We start from the raw sequence: 20,006 nt of genomic DNA on the forward strand, positions 1-20,006 counted from the left end.
CCGCTCACTGCCCCCCGCGGGGGCGCGTCAGCGCCTTCGGGCGGCCGGGCGGCGCTGACATGCGCCTCGGTCTCCGCGTTTTCTTCGGCTTCTTCCTGATCGCCGGCCTCAGCGCCGTGCTGCTGCTGAAGGTCTTCCTTGCCGAAGTGAAACCCAGCGTGCGCGAGGTCATGGAAGACCTGATGGTGGACACGGCCCACCTGCTGGCCGAGGTGGCCGCCGACGAGATGGCCGCCGGCCCGCCCCGTGCCGACGGCCCGCTGGCCGCGCAGCTGCGGCGCTACACGCAGCGCGAGGTCGACGCGCTGATCTGGGGCCTGCGCAAGCAGAGCCTGGACCTGCGCATCTACGTGACCGACGCACGCGGCATCGTCGTGCTCGACTCGGGCAAGCCCTCGGCCGTGGGGCAGGACTATTCGCAGTGGAACGACGTCGCCCGCACGCTGCGCGGCGACTACGGCGCCCGCGCCACGCCCTACGAGACGCACAAGGACCTGAGCACCGTCCTCATCGTCGCCGCGCCGGTGCTGAAGGACGGCCGCACGCTGGGCGTCGTCAGCGTCGCCAAGCCGGTGGCCAGCGTGCAGCGCTTCATCGACCGCGCCGAGCGGCGCGTGTTCTGGGCGGGCGCCGCGCTGCTGGCGGCCAGCCTCGTCGTCGGCGTGGCGGTGACGCTGTGGCTCGTGGCCTCGGTGCGGCGCCTGCGCCGCTACGCCCAGCAGGCCCAGGCCGGCCAGGCCATCGCGCCGCCGGCCATGCCCGGCGAGCTGGGCGACTTGGCTCACGCGATGGACGACATGCGCCGCCGCCTCGAAGGCCGCGAGCAGCTGGAGCACGACGTGCGCGCGCTGACCCACGAGCTCAAGAGCCCCCTGGCCGCGCTGCGCGCCAGCGGCGAGCTGCTGCAGGACGAGCTGCCCGCCGCCGACCGCCAGCGCTTTGCCGCCCAGGTGCTGGACCAGACCGCCCGGCTGCAGATGCTGGTGGAGCGCGTGCTGGCGCTGTCCCAACTGGAGGCGCAGGTGGGACTGGGCGAGCGCCAGCGCATCGTGCTGGCCGACTGGGCCGAGGCCCAGCTGGAGCGCCAGGCGCCGCGGCTGGCGCAGAGGGAGCTGCGCGTCACGTGGACGGCCCGCGAGTACGTGACGGTGAACGCCGACGCCCCGCTGCTGGAGCTGGCCTTCGGCAACCTGCTTGTGAACGCCATCGACTTCGCGCCCGCAGGATCGACGCTGGAACTGGCCGTCAGCACCACGCCCACCGGCGCGCGCCTGACGCTGCGCGACCACGGCCCCGGCGTGCCACCGGCTGCCTTCTCGCAGCTGGGCCGGCGCTTCTTCTCGACGGCGCGGCCCGGCAGCCTCGTCAAGGGCTCGGGCCTGGGCCTGGCCATCGCGCGCCGCGTGGCGGAGCTGCACGGCGGGCGGCTGGCCTTCGAGGCCGCTGGGCCGGGGCTGCGAGTGAGCCTGATCCTGCCCGCTTCACGCTGACTTCACACAGCTCGTCCTGCCCTCACATCGCGCCGCGATGCTGGGCGGCATGAACAAGACCCTCCTCATCAAGCTGGCCATCTTGGCCGTCATCACCGTCCTGCTGTGCATCGTGCTCGCCCAGATCGGCGGCCTCGCGCACGAACGCCAATGGCGCCAGCGCGAGGCCACGCAGAGCGTCGAGCAGTCCCTGGCCGGCGCCCAGGCGCTGGCAGGGCCGCTGCTCGTGCGAGCCTGCAAGGAAAGCTGGATCGTGCCCGGTGTCGACGGCAAGAAGGAGGCGGTCGAGGCCCGCGACTTCTGGCTTGTCGCCGCGCCGGGCAAGCTGAACGTGAACGGCGGCATCAGCCCCGAGGTGCGCAAGCGCGGCCTCTTCAAGGTCAACACCTATGCCAGCCAACTCAACATCGAGGCGCGCTGGGACACGCTGGCGGCCCTGACGCCCAAGGCCGAGCACGCCAACGGCCGTCTCGCCTGCAACGACCCCGCGGTCATCGTCGCGCTGAGCGACACGCGCGGCATCCGCACCGCCGAGCTGAAACGCGACGGCCATGCGCTGGCCGTGCGGCCAGGCACCACCCACCCGGCCTTCCGTGGCGGCCTGCACGCCGTGCTGGCCGAGCTGCGCCCCGAGGAACCGCTGGTGCTGTCGCTCAAGCTCAGCCTCGTCGGCAGCCAGCGGCTGGGCATCGTGCCCGCGGCCGGCGACACGCAGGTGGCGCTGCAGTCGAGCTGGCCCCACCCCAGCTTCACGGGCCAGTTCCTGCCCGTCGAGCACCAGGTCGGCGTCAGCGGCTTCTCGGCGCGCTGGCAGGTGTCGTCGCTGGCCAGCAGCGCGGTGGCGGATGTGAAGGCCGGGCGGCCGCTGCCGGAGCTGAGCGGCGACGGCACGCCCGGGGCCTACGCCGAGGCGGGCAAGACGGCGAAGGGCAGTCTCGATGTGCTGGCCGTCGAACTCATCGACCCCGTGAACCCTTACGTCATGAGCGACCGCGCCATCAAGTACGGCCTGATGTTCATCGCACTGACCTTCGTCACCGTGGGCCTGACCGAGCTGCTGACGGGCCGGCGCGTGCACCCGGTTCAGTACCTGCTCGTCGGCATGGCGCTGAGCCTGTTCTTCCTGCTGCTGCTCAGCCTGTCGGAGCACCTGCCCTTCCTGGCGTCCTATCTCATCGCCGCCGGTGCCGCGGCCGTCGTGCTGACGCAGTACGCCGCCGCCATGCTGGGCGGCTGGCTGCGCGGCGCGGCCTTCGGCGGCGGCATCGCCCTGCTCTACGGCGCGCTCTACGTGCTGTTGAGCCGCGAGCAGACGGCGCTCGTCATCGGCGCCGTGCTGCTGTTTGCCGTGCTGGCCGTCGTCATGACGTTGACCCGCCGGCTGGACTGGTACGGACTGGCGTCAGCCAAACCGCGGGACGAGTGAATTACGCTAGGGGCCATGTCCCAAGGATTCGACTACATCATCGTGGGCGCCGGCACCGCCGGCTGCCTGCTGGCCAACCGCCTCAGCGCCGATGCAGGTAAGCGCGTGCTGCTCATCGAGGCCGGCGGCAAGGACGACTACCACTGGATCCACATCCCCGTCGGCTACCTCTACTGCATCGGCAACCCGCGCACCGACTGGTGCTTCAACACCGAGGCCGAGCCGGGGCTCAACGGCCGCAGCCTGCGCTACCCGCGCGGCAAGGTGCTGGGCGGCTGCTCCAGCATCAACGGCATGATCTACATGCGCGGCCAGAGCCGCGACTACGACCACTGGGCCGAGCTGACGGGCGACGACACCTGGCGCTGGGAGCGCGTGTTGCGCGCCTTCCGCCGCCACGAGAACCACTGGCGGCTGGACAAGCCCAAGACCGCGCCTCCCGGCTTCGCTGACCTGCACGGCCCCATCCCAGGCAAGAAGGGCGAATGGCGCGTGGAACAGCAGCGCCTGCGCTGGCCCATCCTCGACGCCTTTGCCGCCGCCGCCGAGCAGGCCGGCATCCCGGCGACGAGCGACTTCAACACCGGCAGCAACGAAGGCGTGGGTTATTTCGAGGTCAACCAGAAGAAGGGCTGGCGCTGGAACACCGCCAAGGCCTTCCTGCGGCCCACCACCTTCGGCCGCCCCAACTTCGAGCTCTGGACCGGCGCCCAGGTGCGCAAGCTGCGCCTGATGCACGACGACAGCGGCCTGCGCTGCGGCGGCGTGGAGGTGCTGACGCCCCACGGCGTGGAGCAGCCCTGGCTGAACGCGGGTGGCGAAGTCATCCTCGCGGCCGGGGCCATCGGCTCGCCGCAGATCCTGCAGCTCTCGGGCCTGGGCCCGGCGGCGCTGCTGCAGGGCCTGGGGCTGACCGTGGAGCGCGACCTGCCCGGCGTCGGCGCCAACCTGCAGGACCACCTGCAGATCCGCGCCGTCTACAAGGTGCAGGGCGCGAAGACGCTGAACACGCGCGCCGCCTCGCTGCTGGGCAAGGCCATGATCGGCCTGGAATACGCGCTGCGCCGCAGCGGCCCGATGAGCATGGCGCCCAGCCAGCTGGGCGCCTTCACGCGCAGCAGCCCCGACAAGGCCTGGCCCGACCTGGAGTACCACGTACAGCCGCTGTCGCTGGACGCCTTCGGCGAGCCGCTGCACGGCTTCAACGCCTTCACGGCGAGCGTGTGCAACCTGAACCCGACCAGCCGCGGCACGGTGCACGCCACGTCGCCGGACGCAGCCGTGGCGCCGGCCATCCGGCCCAACTACCTGTCCACCGACGAGGACCGCCGCATCGCCGCGCAGAGCCTGCGCGTCACGCGCCACATCGTGGCCCAGCCGGCGCTGGCCGCCTTCAAGCCCGAGGAATACAAGCCCGGGCCGCAGTACCAGACCGACGAGGACCTGGCGCGGCTGGCCGGCGACATCGCCACGACCATCTTCCACCCGGTAGGCACCTGCAAGATGGGTCGCAGGGACGACCCGATGGCGGTGGTCGACTCGCGGCTGCGCGTGCGCGGCGTGACGGGCCTGCGTGTGGCGGATGCGAGCGTGATGCCGACGATCACGAGCGGCAACACCAACTCGCCGACGTTGATGATTGCAGAGAAGCTTGCCGGCTGGCTGACGGGCTGAAAGCCTCAACTGCGGGGCGTCACGGACAATTGGGGCCGTGGATCAACCTGTGCCAAACCCTTTGCGCGTGCTCGCCGTCATCCCCCCGATGACGCAGCTGAACACGCCCTACCCGTCCACCGCCTACCTGACCGGCTTTCTGCGCTCGCGCGGGGTCGATGCGCAACAGGTGGACCTGGCGCTGACGCTGGTGCTGGCGCTGTTCTCGCCCGCCGGCCTGGCGCAGATCCGTGAAGCGGTCCAAGCCCTGCCCGACGCGAAAAGCACGCCGCAGACCGCCTGGTTTGCCGCAGAGTTCCCGGCCATCGCCGCCGCCGCGCCGCGCGTGCTCGGCTTCCTGCAGGGCCGTGACCCGACGCTGGCCCATCGCATCAACACGCGCAGCTTCCTGCCTGAGGGCGCCCGCTTCGCGTCGCTGGACAACTACGTCGACGAAGACGGCGGCGACCCGCTCGCCTGGGCCTTCGGCGCCCTGGGCCTGCAGGACCGCGCCCGCCATCTCGCCACCCTCTTCCTGAACGACCTCGCCGACGTGCTGCGCGACGCGGTGGACGAGCGCTTCGAGTTCGTCCGCTACGCCGAATCCCTGGCCGCCGCGCAGGCGCATTTCGACCCACTGGCCCAGGCCCTGGCCGCGCCGCCGAACCTCGTCGATGAGACGTTGCAGCGCCTCACGCTGGAAGCGCTGGAGCAGCACCGGCCCGACGTCCTGCTGCTGTCCGTGCCCTTCCCCGGCTCCGTCTACGCGGCGCTGCGCATCGCCCAGGCGATCAAGGCGGCGCGGCCCGAGGTGGTCTGCGTGCTGGGCGGCGGCTATGTGAACACCGAGCTGCGTGAGCTCGCCGAGCCGCGGCTGTTCGACTTCGTCGACTACGTGACGCTGGACGCCGGCGAGCGACCGCTGCTGGCGCTGCTGGAACACCTCGCGGGCAAGCGCTCCAAGGCCCGCCTGGTGCGCAGCTTCTGGCGCGACGGCGAAGGCCAGGTGAAGTACACCAACTTCATCGAGCCCGACGTGCCGTTCGACGACGTCGGCACGCCGACCTGGGACGGTCTGCCGCTGGACCGTTATCTGTCGCTGCTGGACATGCTCAACCCGATGAACCGGCTGTGGAGCGACGGGCGCTGGAACAAGCTGACCGTGGCCCATGGCTGCTACTGGAAGAAGTGCAGCTTCTGCGACGTGAGCCTGGACTACATCTCGCGCTACGAGGCCGCCTCGGCCGAGGTGCTGGTGGACCGTATCGAGGCCATCGTGCGCGAGACCGGCCAGACGGGTTTCCATTTCGTCGACGAGGCTGCGCCGCCGAAGGCGCTGAAGGCGCTGGCCGAGGAGCTGATCCGCCGCGGCGTGGCGATCTCGTGGTGGGGCAACATCCGCTTCGAGAAGACCTTCACGCCCGAGCTGTGCCAGCTGCTGGCCGACAGCGGCTGCATCGCCATCTCGGGCGGGCTGGAGGTGGCGTCGGACCGGCTGCTCAAGCTGATGAAGAAGGGCGTCAGCGTGGAGCAGGTGGCGCGCGTGACCAAGGCCTTCGCCGATGCCGGCGTGCTGGTGCATGCCTACCTGATGTACGGCTTCCCGACGCAGACGACGCAGGACACGGTGGACGCGCTGGAGTACGTGCGCCAGCTGTTCGAGCACGGCTGCATCCACAGCGGCTTCTTCCACCGCTTCGCCTGCACGGTGCATTCGCCCGTGGGCCTGAACCCGGCGGAGTACGGCGTCACGCTGCAGCCGCTGCCGGCCGACGGCCGCTTCGCCAGGAACGACATCGCCTTCGTCGACCCCACGCCCACCGACCACGACGGCCTGGGCCAGGGGCTCAAGAAAGGCCTCTACAACTTCATGCACGGCGTCGGCATCGACCAGGACATCCGCGCATGGTTCCCCGTGCGCGTACCCAAGACCACCGTGCCGCGCCGCTTCGTCGAGCGCGCACTCTCCACGATCAACTGATGTTCACCTCCACCTTCACCTTCGCCGCGGGCGACTACGACGACGAGTTCCACGCGCTGGATGCACGCATCGCCGCGATGGCCCGCGCCATCCCCGGCTACCTGGGTGAGGAGACCTGGGAGAACGCGTCGACAGGCCTGATCTCCAACGTCTACTACTGGGACTCGATGGAGGCCCTGCAACAGCTGATGGGCCACCCCGACCACCGCGAGGCCAAGCAGGCCCAGGCGCGCTGGCTCAAGGGCTACCAGGTGGTCGTCGCCCAGGTGCTGCGCAGCTATGGCGACGGCGGCATCCCGCATCCGCTGAAGGGCGCGCCGGCCGCCTGACTTTTGTGCAGTGCACAATCGCCACTTCCAGCAACGGAGGTACGGCGATGCGGCGGGTCGTGTTCAACCAGAAGGGCGGCGTGGGCAAGTCCACGATCACGAGCAACCTGGCGGCGATTGCCGCGGCTTCGGGCCAGCGCGTGCTCGTCATCGACCTGGACCGCCAGGGCAACACCAGCCGCTACCTGATGGGCGAAGCGCTGGAGGATGGCGCGCCCGGCTCGGCCGAGTTCTTCGAGTCGACGCTGAAGTTCAGCGTGCGCGCACCGGCCCCGACGGAGTTCGTCGTCGAGACGCCGTGGGAGAACCTGCACCTGATGCAGGCCAGCCCCGAGCTGGACGAGCTGCACGGCAAGCTGGAGAGCCGCTACAAGATCTTCAAGCTGCGCGACGCGCTGCTGCCTCTGGCGGACGAATACGACGAGATCTGGATCGACACGCCGCCGGCGCTGAACTTCTACACGCGCTCGGCGCTGATCGCGGCCCAGGGCTGCCTCATCCCCTTCGACTGCGACGACTTTTCGCGCCGCGCGCTGTACGGGCTGCTCGAAGCCGTCGAGGAGATCCGCGCCGACCACGCGCCCGAGCTGTCGGTGGAAGGCATCGTCGTCAACCAGTTCCAGGCCCGCGCCTCGCTGCCGCAGCGCGTCGTGCAGGAGCTGCTGGACGAGGGCCTGCCGGTGCTGCAGCCCTATCTGTCGAGCAGCGTCAAGGTCAAGGAATCGCACGAACTCTCACGGCCCATGATCCACCTGGACGCCCGCCACAAGCTGACGCAGGAGCTGCAGGCGCTGTACGAATCGCTGGGCTGACCGGTCTTTTTCCGGCCATGGCGGGGCGGCGCGAGCCGCCAGAATTGCCGCCATGACCATGTCCGAGTCCGTCCGCGTCGTTGGCGCCAGCGTCCAGACCGAGCTGCCCGTCATCATTGCCGAGCTGGGCGCCATCGCCGACCGGCTGCAGCTCGCGCGCGAAGCCATCGAGGAGCTGCGCGTCAGCCACCCGCAGTCGCCCGAGTCGAACGTGAAGGCGGCCTACATGAGCCCGTGGAAGAGCCACATGCTCAATGGCAAGCTGATGCCGCTGTGCGCCAGCGTCGTCGAGATCGCCCGCGCGGCGGCACCCAAGGCCTGGTCGGGCGACCTCGGCGCGCTGGGGCTGGACCTACTCGTCACCCACTGCTGGGGCGCCGTCTACGAACAGGCCGACTACACGGCCCCGCACAACCACTGGCCGGCCGACCTGAGCTGCGTCGTCTACCTGGAGGCCGAGCCGGGCTGCGCGCCGCTGGTGTTCTCCAAGACCAGCGTCTACCAGCCGCGGCCGGCCACCCTCATCATGTTTCCCGGCATCGCCATGCACGAGGTGCCGGCCACGCCGGGGCGGCGCGTCGTCGTCGCGATGAACCTGTTCAAGCAGCTGGCGCTCGAGCCGACTGCAGCGGCGGCAGGCTGAGCCGTGCCCGCAGGCCCGGGCCTGCGTGGGCGTCCAGCAGTTCCAGCCGCCCGCCATGGCGGGCCGCGATGTCGGCCGCGATGGCCAGACCCAGGCCGCTGCCGGAACCACTGGCGCTGCTGCCGCGCCGGAAGCGCTGCATGGCCGCCTGGCGCTCCGCCGCCGGAATGCCGGGGCCGTTGTCCTCCACCTCCAGCCACGGCCCCTCGGGCCCGCTGCCGCAGCGCACCGTGATGCGCGCGCCGGCGCCGGCATAGCTGACGGCGTTGTGGATGAGGTTCTCCAGCAGCTCGCGCAGCAGGAAGGCATGGCCCAGGGCCGGCGCCTCCGACAGCTCGAAGCCCAGGTCCACGCCGCTGGGCAGCGCCCGGTGCGCCCAGTCCTGGCCGCTCTCGGTGGCGATGTCGCGCAGGTTCAGCGCCGAGCCGACGTCGACGCTGCGGTCCTCCGCGCGTGCCAGCGACAGCAGCTGCTGGGCCAGCCGCGCACTGCGCACGACGCGCTGGCGCAGCCGCTGCAGCAGCGGGTCCATGCGCTGGTCGTGCGGCTCCAGCATGGCCAGCTCGATCTCGGTCTGCAGCGAGGTCAGCGGCGTGCGCAGCTGGTGGGCAGCGTCGGCCAAGAACTCGCGCTGCGCGCCGGCTGCACGCGCCAGGCGCTCGAAGAGGCGGTTGAAGGCGGCCTGCAGCGGCACCAGTTCGCGCGGCAGGCGGGACGTCAGCGGCGTGAGGCGGTGCAGGTCGCGATGTTCGAGCTCGGCGCTGAGGTCGGTCAGCGGCGCCAGCCCCTGGCGGATGGCCCACCAGCCAGCCAGCGCCAGCAGCAAAGCGAGGCCGGCGCCGTTCAGCGCCACCAGGCCGCCGATCTGGCGCTGCAGCGCGTCACGCTTGTGCAGGGTCTCGGCGACGAGGATCTGGCAACTGCCCACGCCGCAGTCATGGCCCAGCTGCACGAGGCGAAGTTCGCGGCCGCGCAGCTTGACGTCGCCGTACCAGGACTTGCCCGCCGGCTGGTGGCCCGGCCGGGGCTGCAGGTCGGCCAGGCCCGCGTCGCCCTGAAGCACCTCGCCGCGCGGGGCGAGCACGAGGTAGAACACGTCGTCCTGGCGGTCGAAGCGCAGCGCGCGGTCCATGGTGGCGCTCATCTCGATGCGCGGCTCGCCGCCGCGCGTGTCGATCTGGCCCGCCAGGGTCAGCGCGGTGTCTTCCAGGCCCTCGTCCAGCCAGCTCTGCGCGCTGTGCTGCACCTGCTGGTACAGCCCTATGCCCAGCAGCGGCAGGGCCACCAGCAAGGGCAGCAACAGCCAGCAGAACAGCCGCCGCTGCAGGCTGGAGCGCGGCGCCTCAGCCAAGGTCGACCACCTCAGCCGATTTCTTCCAGGAGGTAGCCCAGGCCACGCACCGTCCGCAGCTGCACGCCGCCCGGCTCGATCTTCGCGCGCAGGCGCGACAGGCAGACCTCGATGGCGTTGTCGCTGACACCCTGGTCCCAGGCGTTGCTGGCCAGCGCGATGTGCTCCTTGGGCACGACCTTGCCGGCGCGCGCCATCAGGAAACCCAGCACGTCCCACTCGCGCGCCGACAGCGCCAACGGCTCGTCGTCGATGTAGGCGCGGCGCGCCTCCTGGTCGATGCGCAGGCGGGCCAGCTGCAGCTGGTTGCTGGTGCGCGCCTGGCTGCGCCGCACCAGCGCACGGGCGCGGGCGACGAGTTCGGTCAGCGCGAAGGGCTTGACGAGGTAGTCGTCCGCCCCGCCCTCCAGGCCGCGCACGCGGTCCTCGACGGCGTCGCGGGCGGTCAGGATCAGCACCGGCACGGCGATGCCCTCGCCGCGCACGCGGCGCAGCGTCTCGAAGCCGTCGATGCCGGCCAGGCCGATGTCGAGGATGAGGAGGTCGTAGGCGTCCTCGCGCAGCGAGCGCGGCACGGGCTCACCGCGGGCGGTGCAGTCAACGACCCAGCCCTGGGAGCGCAGCGCGCGGGCGGTGGTTTCGACGAGATGTTCGTCGTCTTCGACGAGCAGGATTCGCATGATGGCCGCAGTATGGCGCGACAGCGGCCCGCGTGCTGACACCTGACTGTCAGCGCGCGAAAGCTCGCGGCAAGGCGGGCGTCAAGGCGGCGACGGCGCCGCTTTCGACACTGTCGGTCATGGATGCGTCAATCGAGCAGCGCCCCGCCGTGCTGCTGTTTCATGGCCTGTGCGCCAACCCGCTGGAGCTGGCTCCGGTCGCCAAATCCCTGCGTGAAGTGGGTTATGTCGTCGAGGCGCCGGCCATGGCCGGGTATGGTGTCAGCAGCGCCACCGGCGAGCAGCTGCCCGTGCCGCCCTTCGAGCACTGGCTGGCCGAGGCCGAAAGGCTCTTCGACCGCCTCGCCGCCACCCATGGCCGCGTCGCCGTCGGTGGCCTGTGCATGGGCGCCGTGCTGGCTCTGGCCCTGGCCGCACGCCGCCCCGCCGCGGCCCTGGTGCTGATCTCGACGACCCTGCACTTCGACGGCTGGAACGTGTCGCCCTGGCGCCGCCTGCTCCCGCTGGCCTATCTGCCGCCGCTGCGCCGGCGCATGAGCTTCAAGGAGACGGCGCCCTTCGGTCTCAAGAACGAGCGGCTGCGCGCCTGGGTCGAGCAGGCCATGGCGACCACCCAGGTCTCGGCCGTGGGCGCCGCGCGCCTGTCGGCCGCCTCGCTCTACGAAGCCACGCGGCTCATCCGCCATGTGCGCGGCCGCCTCGGCGCGCTGGCCGCGCCGGCCGTCGTGCTGCACGCCAGCGAGGACGACGTGGCCGGCCCGCGCAGCGTGCGCGAGCTGCAACAGCGTCTGGGCCAGCGGCCCGAGGTGCACTGGTTCCACGACAGCTATCACATGCTGACGCTGGACAACGAACGCGTCGCCGTCGCCCGCACGGTGCGCGACTTCCTGCTGCGCAGCCACCCGCTCGCGGCGCTCCCTCCCCTCCCGGCAGTCCCCCATCATGAGCAACACGCTTGAACAACTCTGCAGCATCGCCCAGCGCGAACTCGGCGCCGAGGCGCTGAGCGACAAGGTCGACACGCCCTTCGCCGAGCTGGGCCTCGACTCCCTCGGCCTGGTGGACTTCATGTTCACCGTGGAGGACCACTTCCACGTCAACATCGAGCACGACCGCGCGCTGCAGAACCCCACGCTGGCCGGCCTGGCTGCGCTGGTGGACGAACTGCTCGCCGCCAAGGCCCAGCCGGTCCCCGTCTGATGCGCGTCTGGATCACCGGCCTGGGTGCCGTCAGTGCTCTCGGCCAGGGCGCCGAGGCGCTGGCCGACGCCTTGCAGGCCGGCCGGTCAGGAGTCGCCGCCCAGCCGGGCAGCGAGGAGCACGGCCTGAGGCCCTACGCCGCTGCCGCCGTGACGGTGCCGCTGGCCGCCGGCATGCCGCCGGCCCAGCGCAACCTCTACGACCGCCATAGCCTGATGGCGCTGGAAGCCGCCGCCGAAGCCTGGGCCCAGGCCGGCCTGCCGGCCACCGCCGCCGACCCCGACCGCGCGGCCGTCGCCTGGGGCACCGGTCTGGGCGGCTCGGTGTCCATGGAAGCCTCCTACGAGCAGATGTTCACGGCGCACCCGCCGCGCGTGCATCCCTACACCGTCGTGCGCGTGATGGCCAACTCGGCGGCCTCCCACCTCGCCATGCGACACCAGCTGCGCGCGGCCCAGCTGGCCGTCTCCAACGCCTGCGCATCCTCGGCCCAGGCCATCGGCGAGGCGCTGTGGCTGCTGCGCACGGGCCGTGCCGATGTCGCCCTCGTCGGCGGGTCGGAAGCCATGCTGCACACCGGCAGCGCCCTGGGCTGGCAGGCCATGGGGGTCATGGCGCCATTGGACGCCGGCGCGCCCGAACAGAGCTGCCGCCCCTTCGACGACACCCGCCGCGGCCTGGTGCTGGGCGAGGGCGCCGCCGCCCTCGTGCTTGAAACCGATACCCATGGCCGCGCCCGCGGCGCCACGCCGCTGGCCGTGCTGGCGGGCTACGGGCACAGCGTCGACGCGGTGCACCTGTCCCGGCCCGACGCCGCCGGCCAGGCCCGCGCGATGACGGCCGCGCTGCGCGACGCCGGCCTGGCGCCGGCCGCCATCGGCTACATCAACGCCCATGGCACGGCCACCGAAATCGGTGACGCCGTCGAGGCCGAATCCGTCACCGCCGTCTTCGGCCCGCGCGCCGTGCCGGTGTCGGCCACCAAGGCCCTGCACGGCCACCTGATCGGCGCGGGCGGCGCGCTGGAGCTGGTGGCCACGGTGCAGGCCCTGCGCCGCGGCCTGCTGCCCGCCAGCGCGCATGTGCGCACGAGCGCGCTGGCCGCGCAGGTCGACCTGATCACCGGCGCCGCGCGCACCACGACGGCGCGTGCGGCGATGTCCAACTCCTTCGCCTTCGGCGGCAGCAACGTCGCGCTGATCACCACGCTGATCTGAGCACCTCCGCTGGGGCCCCGGCCCCGATGCCAGGCTGCCCGGCCCGTGCCGGGCGGCCTTTTTTGTGCGCTTTTCACCGGGAACCACGCGCAAGCACGCAGCCACTCAGCCATACCGACGCACTACCATTGCCGACCTCCGGTAGAGGCCACCATGAAACTGCTTGCCAAATTCAATCTCGTCTACCTGCTCGTGATGAGCCTGGGCATCGCCCTGAGCGGCTACATCGCGCGCCAACTGCTGCAGGACAACGCCAAGCAGGAAACCGTCGCCACCGCGCAGATGTTGATGGAGAAGGCGCTGGCGGTGCGCAACTACACCAACACCAAGATCAAGCCCTTGCTGGTCGGGCAGATGACCGACAAGTTCCTGCCCGAAACCGTGCCCAGCTTCTCCGCCACCGAAGTGCTGGGCACCTTGCTGGCCAAGCACCCCGAGTTCGCCTACAAGGAGGCGACGCTGAACCCGACCAACCCGCGCGACCGCGCCACCAGCTGGGAGGTCGATATCGTCGGCCAGTTCCGCAGCGCGGCCGACCTGAAGGAAACCGTCGGCACCCGCGACACGCCGGCCGGCCCGTCGCTCTACATCGCCCGCCCGCTGCGCATCACCGACCCCGCCTGCCTGGCCTGCCACAGCAGCGTGGACGCCGCGCCCGCCACCATGGTGGCCAAGTACGGCCCGGCCAACGGCTTCGGCTGGAACCTCAACGAGGTCATCGGCGCGCAGATCGTCTCCGTGCCGCTGGGCGTGCCGCTGCAGCGCGCCGACCAGACCTTCAAGGTCTTCATCACCTCGCTGATCGGCGTCTTCGTCGCGGTCGGCATCGTGCTCAACCTGATGGTGTGGATGCTGGTCGTGCGCCCCGTCACCCAGCTCTCGGCGCTGGCCGACCGCGTCAGCCAGGGCGAGCTGGACGCGCCCGAGTTCCAGGCCAGCGGCAGGGACGAGATCGCCACGCTGTCCGACTCCTTCTCCCGCATGCGCGCCAGCGTCGTGCAGGCCATGAAGCTCCTCGATGCCTAGATCTGGCCCACCCCCTACCGGCTTCGCCGGCCCCCTTCAAGGGGGCGCCGCTGGTGGCCTGGCAAAGCCAGTTCGACGGCGGCCGCTCGGGAATGCACGCTGCATCCGTCGCCGACCGTGCGAAACCAAAGCTGAGTTGGCATGAGCGAGTCGAAGCATCCCAAGCAACTGGGCAAGTACCGCATCACCGAGGTCCTCGGTGAGGGCGCAATGGGCGTCGTCTACAAGGGCTTCGACCCCGACATCCAGCGCGTCGTCGCGCTGAAGACCATCCGCACCCAGCTCGACTCCGACGACGACAGCCCCGGCGCGCCGGCCTCGCGCTTTCGCAACGAGGCCCAGGCCGCCGGCCGGCTGATGCACCCCGGCATCGTCGCCGTCTACGACTTCGGCCGCGACGAGCAGGTGGCCTACATCGCGATGGAGTTCGTCGAGGGCCGCTCGCTGGCGAGCTATCTCGGCGCCAAGGTGCGCTTCACCGACACCGACATCCCCGGCATCATGAGCCAGCTGCTCGATGCGCTGGGCCACGCCCACGACAAGGGCGTCTGGCACCGCGACATCAAGCCCGCCAACATCATCATGACGACGGCCGGGCGGCTGAAGGTGGCCGACTTCGGCATCGCTCGCATCGAGAGCACCAACCTCACGCAGACCCACTACATGGTGGGCACGCCCAGCCACATGGCGCCCGAGCAGTTCCTCGGCAAGCCCATGGACCGGCGCGTGGATATCTACGGCGCCGGCGTCGTGCTCTACCAGCTGCTGACCGGCCGCGCGCCCTTCGCCGGCACGACCGAGGCGCTGATGTACAAGGTCGTCAACGACATGCCCCAGCCGCCGTCGACGGTGGAAGGCGCAGAGCGCCCGGGCTGGTTCGACGCCGTCATCGCCCGCGCGCTGGCCAAGCGGCCCGAGGACCGCTACGCGACGGCCGAGGACTTCAAGCAGGCGATCACCGAAGGCATGGGCCAGGCCATCGACGACACCGCCTGGGAGAAGACCGTGATGCTGGCGCCGCCGCGCGCCCGCGCGCCGCAGCCCCTGGCCACGCCGACGCATGCGCCGCCCTCGCTGTCCGGCAGTTCGCTGCCGGGTTCGACGGCGGGCACCGCCACGGCGCCCCCGCCCTCGCACTGGGACAAGGCCCAGCTCACCCAGGCCGAGCTGACGCTGGCCAGGCACGTCGGCCCGCTGGCCAGCGTGCTGGTGCGCCGGGCCGCCCGCGAGTGCCACGACATCAACGAGCTCTACAGCAAGCTCGCCGAGCAGGTCAGCGACCCGCGCGCCCGCGACGCCTTCCTGGGCCAGGCCAGCCTCGTCACCGGCGGCCAACATCACCGCACGGCCGGCGGCAGCACGGCCGGCGCGCCCTCGGCAGGCGGCTCGCGGGGTGCGACGGCCGGTTCGGCCGGCGGCACGATGATCGGCGGCCCGCTGAACGAGGCCGTCATGGACAAGGCCCAGGCCTTGCTGGCCCAGCATGTCGGCCCCATCGCCAAGGTGCTGGTGAAGCGCGCCGCCACCGGCACGGACAGCCGGGCCGTGTTCTACAACCGGCTGGCCGAGGCCGTGAACGACCCGGCCGCGCGGGCCAGGCTGCTGGCCGATCTCGGGCGCCTGGCCTGAGGCCGGCTGCACCGCGCCTCAGGGCGCGCGGTAGGCCAGCACCTTGAGCGCGCGGTCCTCCGACACGTCCGCGAAGGCGGCCGGATTGGCCACACGCTCGACGAAGCTCAGCGCCGGCGCGTTCTCCGCCATGACGTCGCGCAGGAAGGCCGCGCCCAGTTCGGGCGCATTCAGGCACAGCAGCGCCAGCCCGCCAGGCGCCAGCAGCGCCGGCAGCCGCCGGGCCAGCCGGGCGTAGTCCTTGGTGGCGACAAAGCTGCCCTTCTGGAAGCTGGGCGGGTCGCAGACGACGAGGTCGTAGGGCCCGCCACGGGTCAGCTTGCCCCAGGAGCTGAAGATGTCGTGGGCCAGGAACTTGGCGCCCGCCCCGGACCCGCGCAGGCCGTTGAGCTCGTGGTTGCCGCGGCCGATGGCCAGGGCGCCGGAGGCCATGTCCACGTTGGTGACCTCGGCCGCGCCGGCCTGCATTGCGACGACCGAGAAGGCGCAGGTGTAGGCAAAGAGGTTGAGCACCTTGGCGCCGGGCTTCACATGCCCGTGCACCCAGCGCCGCCCCTCGGCCATGTCCAGGAAGAGGCCATGGTTCTGGCCGCGCAGCAGGTGCACGCCATAGCGCGTGCCGGCCTCGGTGACGACGTGGGGCTCGGGCACGCTGCCGGCCATCAGGCGCGTTTCCGCGCGCTCGCCGCGGCACTGGTAGACCCAGGGCTGCGCCGGCCAGCGCGCGGCGATCACCGCGGCGACCGCGGCCAGGTCCGCCTCGTCCAGCGGCCTGAAGCTGGTCAGCAGCAGCACCGGCGGGTAGATGTCCAGCGCGAGATGCTCGCAGCCTGGATGCAGGCCGCCGCGGCCGTGGAAGAGGCGCTGGGCGTCTTGAGGAAGTTGCGCCATCGCGGCGATGGCGTCGAGCAGGGCTTGCATGGGTCGGCATTCTGAAGTCCAGAATGCCCCTTCATGGACTTCCAGCTCATCCTCGACGAGATCGATGCCGAACTGCGCCCGCGCCTGGGCCAGGGCGGCAAGGTCGCCAGCTACATCCCGGCGCTGGCGCGCGTGTCGCCGCTGCAGTTCGGCATCGCGCTGCGCACCTGCGACGCGCAGGTGGCCCAGGCCGGCGACAGCGCCGTGCCGTTCTCCATCCAGAGCATGTCCAAGGTGTTCTCGCTGACGCTGGCGATCAAGGCGCTGGACGAGGCGCTGTGGGAGCGCATCGGCCGCGAGCCCTCGGGCAGCCCGTTCAATTCGCTGGTGCAGCTGGAGTCGGAGCGTGGCATCCCGCGCAACCCCTTCATCAATGCCGGCGCCATCGCCGTGGCGGACCGGCTGGTCAGCCAGGCGGATGCGCTGCCCCAGCTGCTGCGCCTGCTCGGCGGACTGTGCGGCGAGGCCGTGCAGGTGGATGCGGAGGTGGCGCAGTCGGAGGCCGATACCGGCTACCGCAACACCGCGCTGGCCAACTTCATGAAGGGCTTCCGCACGCTGGACAACGACGTGGCCGAGGTGCTGGACGTCTATTTCCACCAATGCGCCATCCGCATGACCTGCGAACAGGTGGCCTGCGCCGCCGGCTTCCTGTGCCGCGACGGCCGGCATCCGCTGGCCGGCCCGCCGGTCATCAGCGCCACGCAGGCGCGCCGCATCAACGCGCTGATGCTGACCTGCGGCACCTACGACGCGGCCGGCGAGTTCGCCTTCCGCATCGGCCTGCCCTGCAAGAGCGGCGTGGGCGGCGGCATCGTCGCCATCGTGCCCGACCGGCTCTCAATGTGCGTCTGGTCGCCCGCGCTGGACGCCACCGGCAACTCGTGGCTGGGGCGCCAGGCGCTGGAGCTGTTCGTCGCGAGGACGGGACTGTCGGTGTTCTAGCCGGCGTACTTGACGCTGCAGCCATAGGGCCGCGTCGACGCCTTCTCGACCTTGCGGCCCGTGGCCACGGCGGCGAGCGCCTCGGTCACGAAGGGCTCGGCCCTGGCGATGTCCTCGGCCTTGGACGTGGCGATGCTGTCGATGCCGCCCTTGTAGGCCAGCGTGCCGTCGCCCTTGATGACGAACATGTGCGGCGTCGTCTGCGCACCGTAGAGCCGGCCGAGTTCGCCCTTGGGGTCCAGCAGCGTGGCCGTGGCCGCCGCGCCGCGCTCGGCGTTGAGCTTCTGCGCCGTGGCGCCGTCGACGAAGCCCTGCTGGCCGGGCGCCGAGGAGATGACCTGCAGCCAGACCACGCCCTGGGCGGTGGCGGCCTTCTGCTGGCCTTGCATGTTGCCGCTGCCGTAGTGTTTTCTGACGAAGGGGCAGTCGTGGTTGGTCCACTCCAGCACGACGGTCTTGCCCTTGAAGTCCGCCAGATTGACGGTGCTGCCGTCGGCCGCCGTGGCGGTGAAGGCCGGCGCGGGCGCGTCCACCGTGGCGTTGGCCAGGGCCAGCACGGGGGCGGCAACGGCAGCCGCGATCAGCGCGCGGCGAAGCAGATTCTTCATGTCGAACTCCGGGAGGCTGCAGGAGAGGAGACTGCCTCGATGACGAGGCCGGGGGTGAGGATCTGCGGCAGCACCTGGGCCTCGGCGGCGCCCGGTGCGTAGTAGAGGTAGAGAGGCACGCCGGAGCGGCCATGGGCCTTGAGGACGGCGGTGATCCCGGGGTCCTCGCGGGTCCAGTCGCCCTTCAGGTAGACGACGCCGGCCTTGGCAAAGGCGTCCTTCACCTCGGGGCGGGACAGGGCCACGCGCTCGTTGACGAGGCAGGAGATGCACCAGGACGCGGTCAGATTGACGAACACCGGCCTGTTCTGACCGCGGAGTTCGGCCACGCGCTCGGCGCTGTAGGGCTCGACGGTCGATCCGGTGGCCGCTGCATGGGCGTCGGCCGCGAGCGGCCTGATCCAGCTGGCGACGCTGAAGGCCAGCAGGAAGCTCAGTCCCGTGAAGACGGCGCCACGAAAACTCTTGCTGACGCGCCGCAGCCAGAGGCCGAAGGCGATCAGCACCAGGCCGCCCAGCGCCAGCGCCACGCCGTCCGCCCCGGCCTGCTGGGCCAGCACCCACAGCAGCCAGACGACGGCGGCGAACATGGGAAAGGCCAGGAACTGCTTGAACCTGTCCATCCAGGCACCCGGCCGCGGCAGCCAGCGCTGCGCCGCCGGCCAGAAGGCCAGCACCAGGAAGGGCAAGGCCAGGCCCAGGCCCAGCGCCAGGAAGACCGCCAGCATGACGGCCGCCGGCTGAGCCAGCGCGAAGGCCAGCGCCGCGCCCATGAAAGGCGCCGTGCACGGCGTGGCCACCACGGCCGCCAGCACGCCGGTGAAGAAGCTGCCGGCCAGCCCCCGGCGCTCGGCCAGGCCCGAGCCGATGCCGGTGAAGCTGCCGCCGAACTCGAAGAAGCCCGACAGGTTCAGACCGACGAAGAACAGCAGGTAAGCCACGACCAGCACGAACACCGGCGAATGGAATTGGAAGCCCCAGCCCACCTGCTGGCCGCCAGCGCGCAGCACGAGCAGCACGGCCGCCAGCACCGCGAAGCTGGCCAGCACGCCGGCCGTGTAGGCCAGGCCCTCGGCCTTGTGGTCGCCCTTGTTCACGAGGGCCAGCGCCTTGATGGACAGCACCGGGAAGACGCAGGGCATCAGGTTCAGGATCAGCCCGCCGAGCAAGGCCAGGGCCAGCGCAGGCAGCAGGCCCAGGTCGCTCTCGGGCGCCACCGCGGGCACGGCGGCCTCGGCCCCCGGGGCCGACAGGTCGGCGGGGCCGGGGCCTTTGCCGGCGCCCTCGGGCATGGGGGCGGCAACGGTCCAGGCCTGCTCGCCGGCCGCCGTCGTCAGCACGATGACGCCGGACAAGGGCTGGCCGGCCTTAACCGGCTCGTCGCCGGCCGGGATCTCCAGCGCCCAGCCGCTGCCGTCCTGCCTGAGGGGCTGGGGCGCGCTGTGCGCCACGGCTCCCCAGGTGTCGGCAAAGAAATAGGCCTTGGTGACGCGCTCGTTCGGGCCGCTCAGGCGCACGCCCTGCGACGCTGCCTTGAGCTGCACTGCAAAGGGTGCGGGCCTGGGAATGGCCGCACGCCATTCATCGATCTGCGCCGCGTCGGCACCGGCCCTGGCTTCGGCCGCCACGGGCAGGTCCAGGCCCAGACTCACCTGCTCGGGAATGCAGACGTCCTTGCAGACCAGCCAGCGCACCTCGGCCGTCGGCTTGAAGCGGCCGCCAGGCTTGGCATCCGCGGGCACGGTCAGGTCCACCAGCAGGGCCGGCCGGCCCTCGTAGCCGTAGTTGACGATGGGGCCTATGGCCTGGATGGACGGCGTGGGCCACTGGATGGCGCCCGCCTGAGCACCCTGCCAGTCGATGGTCGTCGCCTGGCCGGAATCCCCCGGGTTGAGCCAGTAGGTGTGCCAGTGCGCCTTGATGTTCTGCTCCAGCGCCACCGTGAAGCGCTGGCCCGGCGCAACCACGGTCTGGGCCGACACGAGGCGGGCCTGCACATGCTCGGTGGCGGCCTCGGGTGGGGCGGCGAGCGCGAGCAGCGGGGCGGCCAGCAAGGCCAGGAAGACGGGACGCAGGGCGGATGACATCCCGAAAT

18 protein-coding genes are annotated in these 20,006 nt (G+C 71.2%); 13 read left to right on the forward strand and 5 right to left on the reverse strand.

The genetic code is table 11. The features are described from left to right. Nucleotides 1-59: 59 nt before the first annotated feature. From creC to AC07VX_RS03710, 7 genes are all read left to right on the forward strand, one after another. Nucleotides 60-1,490, forward strand: a complete 1,431-nt coding sequence (gene creC / locus AC07VX_RS03680; RefSeq protein WP_493163061.1) for a two-component system sensor histidine kinase CreC — start codon at nt 60-62, stop codon at nt 1,488-1,490. Between the two features lie 49 nt (nt 1,491-1,539). Beyond that, nucleotides 1,540-2,916 (forward strand): cell envelope integrity protein CreD, encoded by a 1,377-nt coding sequence (gene creD / locus AC07VX_RS03685; RefSeq protein WP_493163060.1) that lies wholly within the window; start codon nt 1,540-1,542, stop codon nt 2,914-2,916. Between the two features lie 15 nt (nt 2,917-2,931). After that, nucleotides 2,932-4,590 (forward strand): GMC family oxidoreductase, encoded by a 1,659-nt coding sequence (locus AC07VX_RS03690; RefSeq protein WP_493163059.1) that lies wholly within the window; start codon nt 2,932-2,934, stop codon nt 4,588-4,590. Nucleotides 4,591-4,678: 88 nt separating this feature from the next. Then, nucleotides 4,679-6,550 carry a B12-binding domain-containing radical SAM protein gene (locus AC07VX_RS03695; RefSeq protein WP_493163831.1) on the forward strand — a complete coding sequence of 624 codons (1,872 nt, stop codon included), beginning with the start codon at nt 4,679-4,681 and terminating at the stop codon, nt 6,548-6,550. Continuing rightward, a complete protein-coding gene (locus tag AC07VX_RS03700; RefSeq protein ID WP_493163058.1) occupies nt 6,550-6,879 on the forward strand; it encodes an antibiotic biosynthesis monooxygenase family protein in 330 nt (109 codons plus the stop codon). The genes AC07VX_RS03695 and AC07VX_RS03700 overlap by 1 nt, the downstream gene beginning before the upstream one ends. 47 nt (nt 6,880-6,926) lie before the next feature. Further along, entirely contained in the window at nt 6,927-7,691 is a 765-nt protein-coding gene (locus AC07VX_RS03705) for a ParA family protein (RefSeq protein WP_493163057.1), read from the forward strand. A gap of 58 nt (nt 7,692-7,749) precedes the next feature. Continuing rightward, a complete protein-coding gene (locus tag AC07VX_RS03710; RefSeq protein WP_493163056.1) occupies nt 7,750-8,334 on the forward strand; it encodes a 2OG-Fe(II) oxygenase family protein in 585 nt (194 codons plus the stop codon). Here the strand turns inward: AC07VX_RS03710 and AC07VX_RS03715 are convergent. Both AC07VX_RS03715 and AC07VX_RS03720 read right to left on the reverse strand, forming a co-directional pair. After that, nucleotides 8,291-9,685 carry a sensor histidine kinase gene (locus tag AC07VX_RS03715; protein ID WP_493163054.1) on the reverse strand — a complete coding sequence of 465 codons (1,395 nt, stop codon included), beginning with the start codon at nt 9,683-9,685 and terminating at the stop codon, nt 8,291-8,293. The two genes, AC07VX_RS03710 and AC07VX_RS03715, sit on opposite strands and share 44 nt — an antisense overlap. Nucleotides 9,686-9,696: 11 nt before the next feature. Beyond that, nucleotides 9,697-10,365: a response regulator gene (locus tag AC07VX_RS03720; protein WP_493163053.1), complete on the reverse strand. Its 669-nt coding sequence runs from the start codon at nt 10,363-10,365 to the stop codon at nt 9,697-9,699. Nucleotides 10,366-10,484: 119 nt separating this feature from the next. On the opposite strand from AC07VX_RS03720, the gene AC07VX_RS03725 reads away from it, so the two are divergent. From AC07VX_RS03725 to AC07VX_RS03745, 5 genes are all read left to right on the forward strand, one after another. Next, nucleotides 10,485-11,324 (forward strand): alpha/beta hydrolase, encoded by an 840-nt coding sequence (locus AC07VX_RS03725; protein ID WP_493163052.1) that lies wholly within the window; start codon nt 10,485-10,487, stop codon nt 11,322-11,324. After that, entirely contained in the window at nt 11,308-11,565 is a 258-nt protein-coding gene (locus tag AC07VX_RS03730) for an acyl carrier protein (RefSeq protein WP_493163051.1), read from the forward strand. Before AC07VX_RS03725 ends, AC07VX_RS03730 begins: the two co-directional genes overlap by 17 nt. Beyond that, on the forward strand, nt 11,565-12,782 hold the full coding sequence (locus AC07VX_RS03735) for a beta-ketoacyl-[acyl-carrier-protein] synthase family protein (RefSeq protein ID WP_493163050.1): 1,218 nt from the start codon (nt 11,565-11,567) through the stop codon (nt 12,780-12,782). Before AC07VX_RS03730 ends, AC07VX_RS03735 begins: the two co-directional genes overlap by 1 nt. A gap of 153 nt (nt 12,783-12,935) precedes the next feature. Then, nucleotides 12,936-13,808 carry a c-type heme family protein gene (locus tag AC07VX_RS03740; protein WP_493163049.1) on the forward strand — a complete coding sequence of 291 codons (873 nt, stop codon included), beginning with the start codon at nt 12,936-12,938 and terminating at the stop codon, nt 13,806-13,808. Nucleotides 13,809-13,949: 141 nt separating this feature from the next. Then, a complete protein-coding gene (locus tag AC07VX_RS03745) occupies nt 13,950-15,437 on the forward strand; it encodes a serine/threonine-protein kinase (RefSeq protein ID WP_493163048.1) in 1,488 nt (495 codons plus the stop codon). An 18-nt stretch (nt 15,438-15,455) separates the two neighbouring features. Here AC07VX_RS03745 and AC07VX_RS03750 read toward each other — a convergent pair whose 3' ends face one another. After that, nucleotides 15,456-16,358: a class I SAM-dependent methyltransferase gene (locus AC07VX_RS03750; RefSeq protein WP_493163047.1), complete on the reverse strand. Its 903-nt coding sequence runs from the start codon at nt 16,356-16,358 to the stop codon at nt 15,456-15,458. 33 nt (nt 16,359-16,391) lie between these two features. On the opposite strand from AC07VX_RS03750, the gene AC07VX_RS03755 reads away from it, so the two are divergent. Continuing rightward, complete coding sequence (locus tag AC07VX_RS03755) at nt 16,392-17,303, forward strand: glutaminase (protein WP_493163045.1); 912 nt, start codon at nt 16,392-16,394, stop codon at nt 17,301-17,303. Here AC07VX_RS03755 and AC07VX_RS03760 read toward each other — a convergent pair. Then, complete coding sequence (locus AC07VX_RS03760; RefSeq protein ID WP_493163044.1) at nt 17,300-17,911, reverse strand: redoxin domain-containing protein; 612 nt, start codon at nt 17,909-17,911, stop codon at nt 17,300-17,302. The two genes, AC07VX_RS03755 and AC07VX_RS03760, sit on opposite strands and share 4 nt — an antisense overlap. Beyond that, nucleotides 17,908-19,998: a protein-disulfide reductase DsbD family protein gene (locus AC07VX_RS03765; protein ID WP_493163043.1), complete on the reverse strand. Its 2,091-nt coding sequence runs from the start codon at nt 19,996-19,998 to the stop codon at nt 17,908-17,910. The genes AC07VX_RS03760 and AC07VX_RS03765 overlap by 4 nt, the downstream gene beginning before the upstream one ends. Between the last annotated feature and the right edge of the window lie 8 nt (nt 19,999-20,006).

The sequence above is a fragment of the Roseateles sp. GW821-FHT03B02 genome, assembly GCF_059421025.1.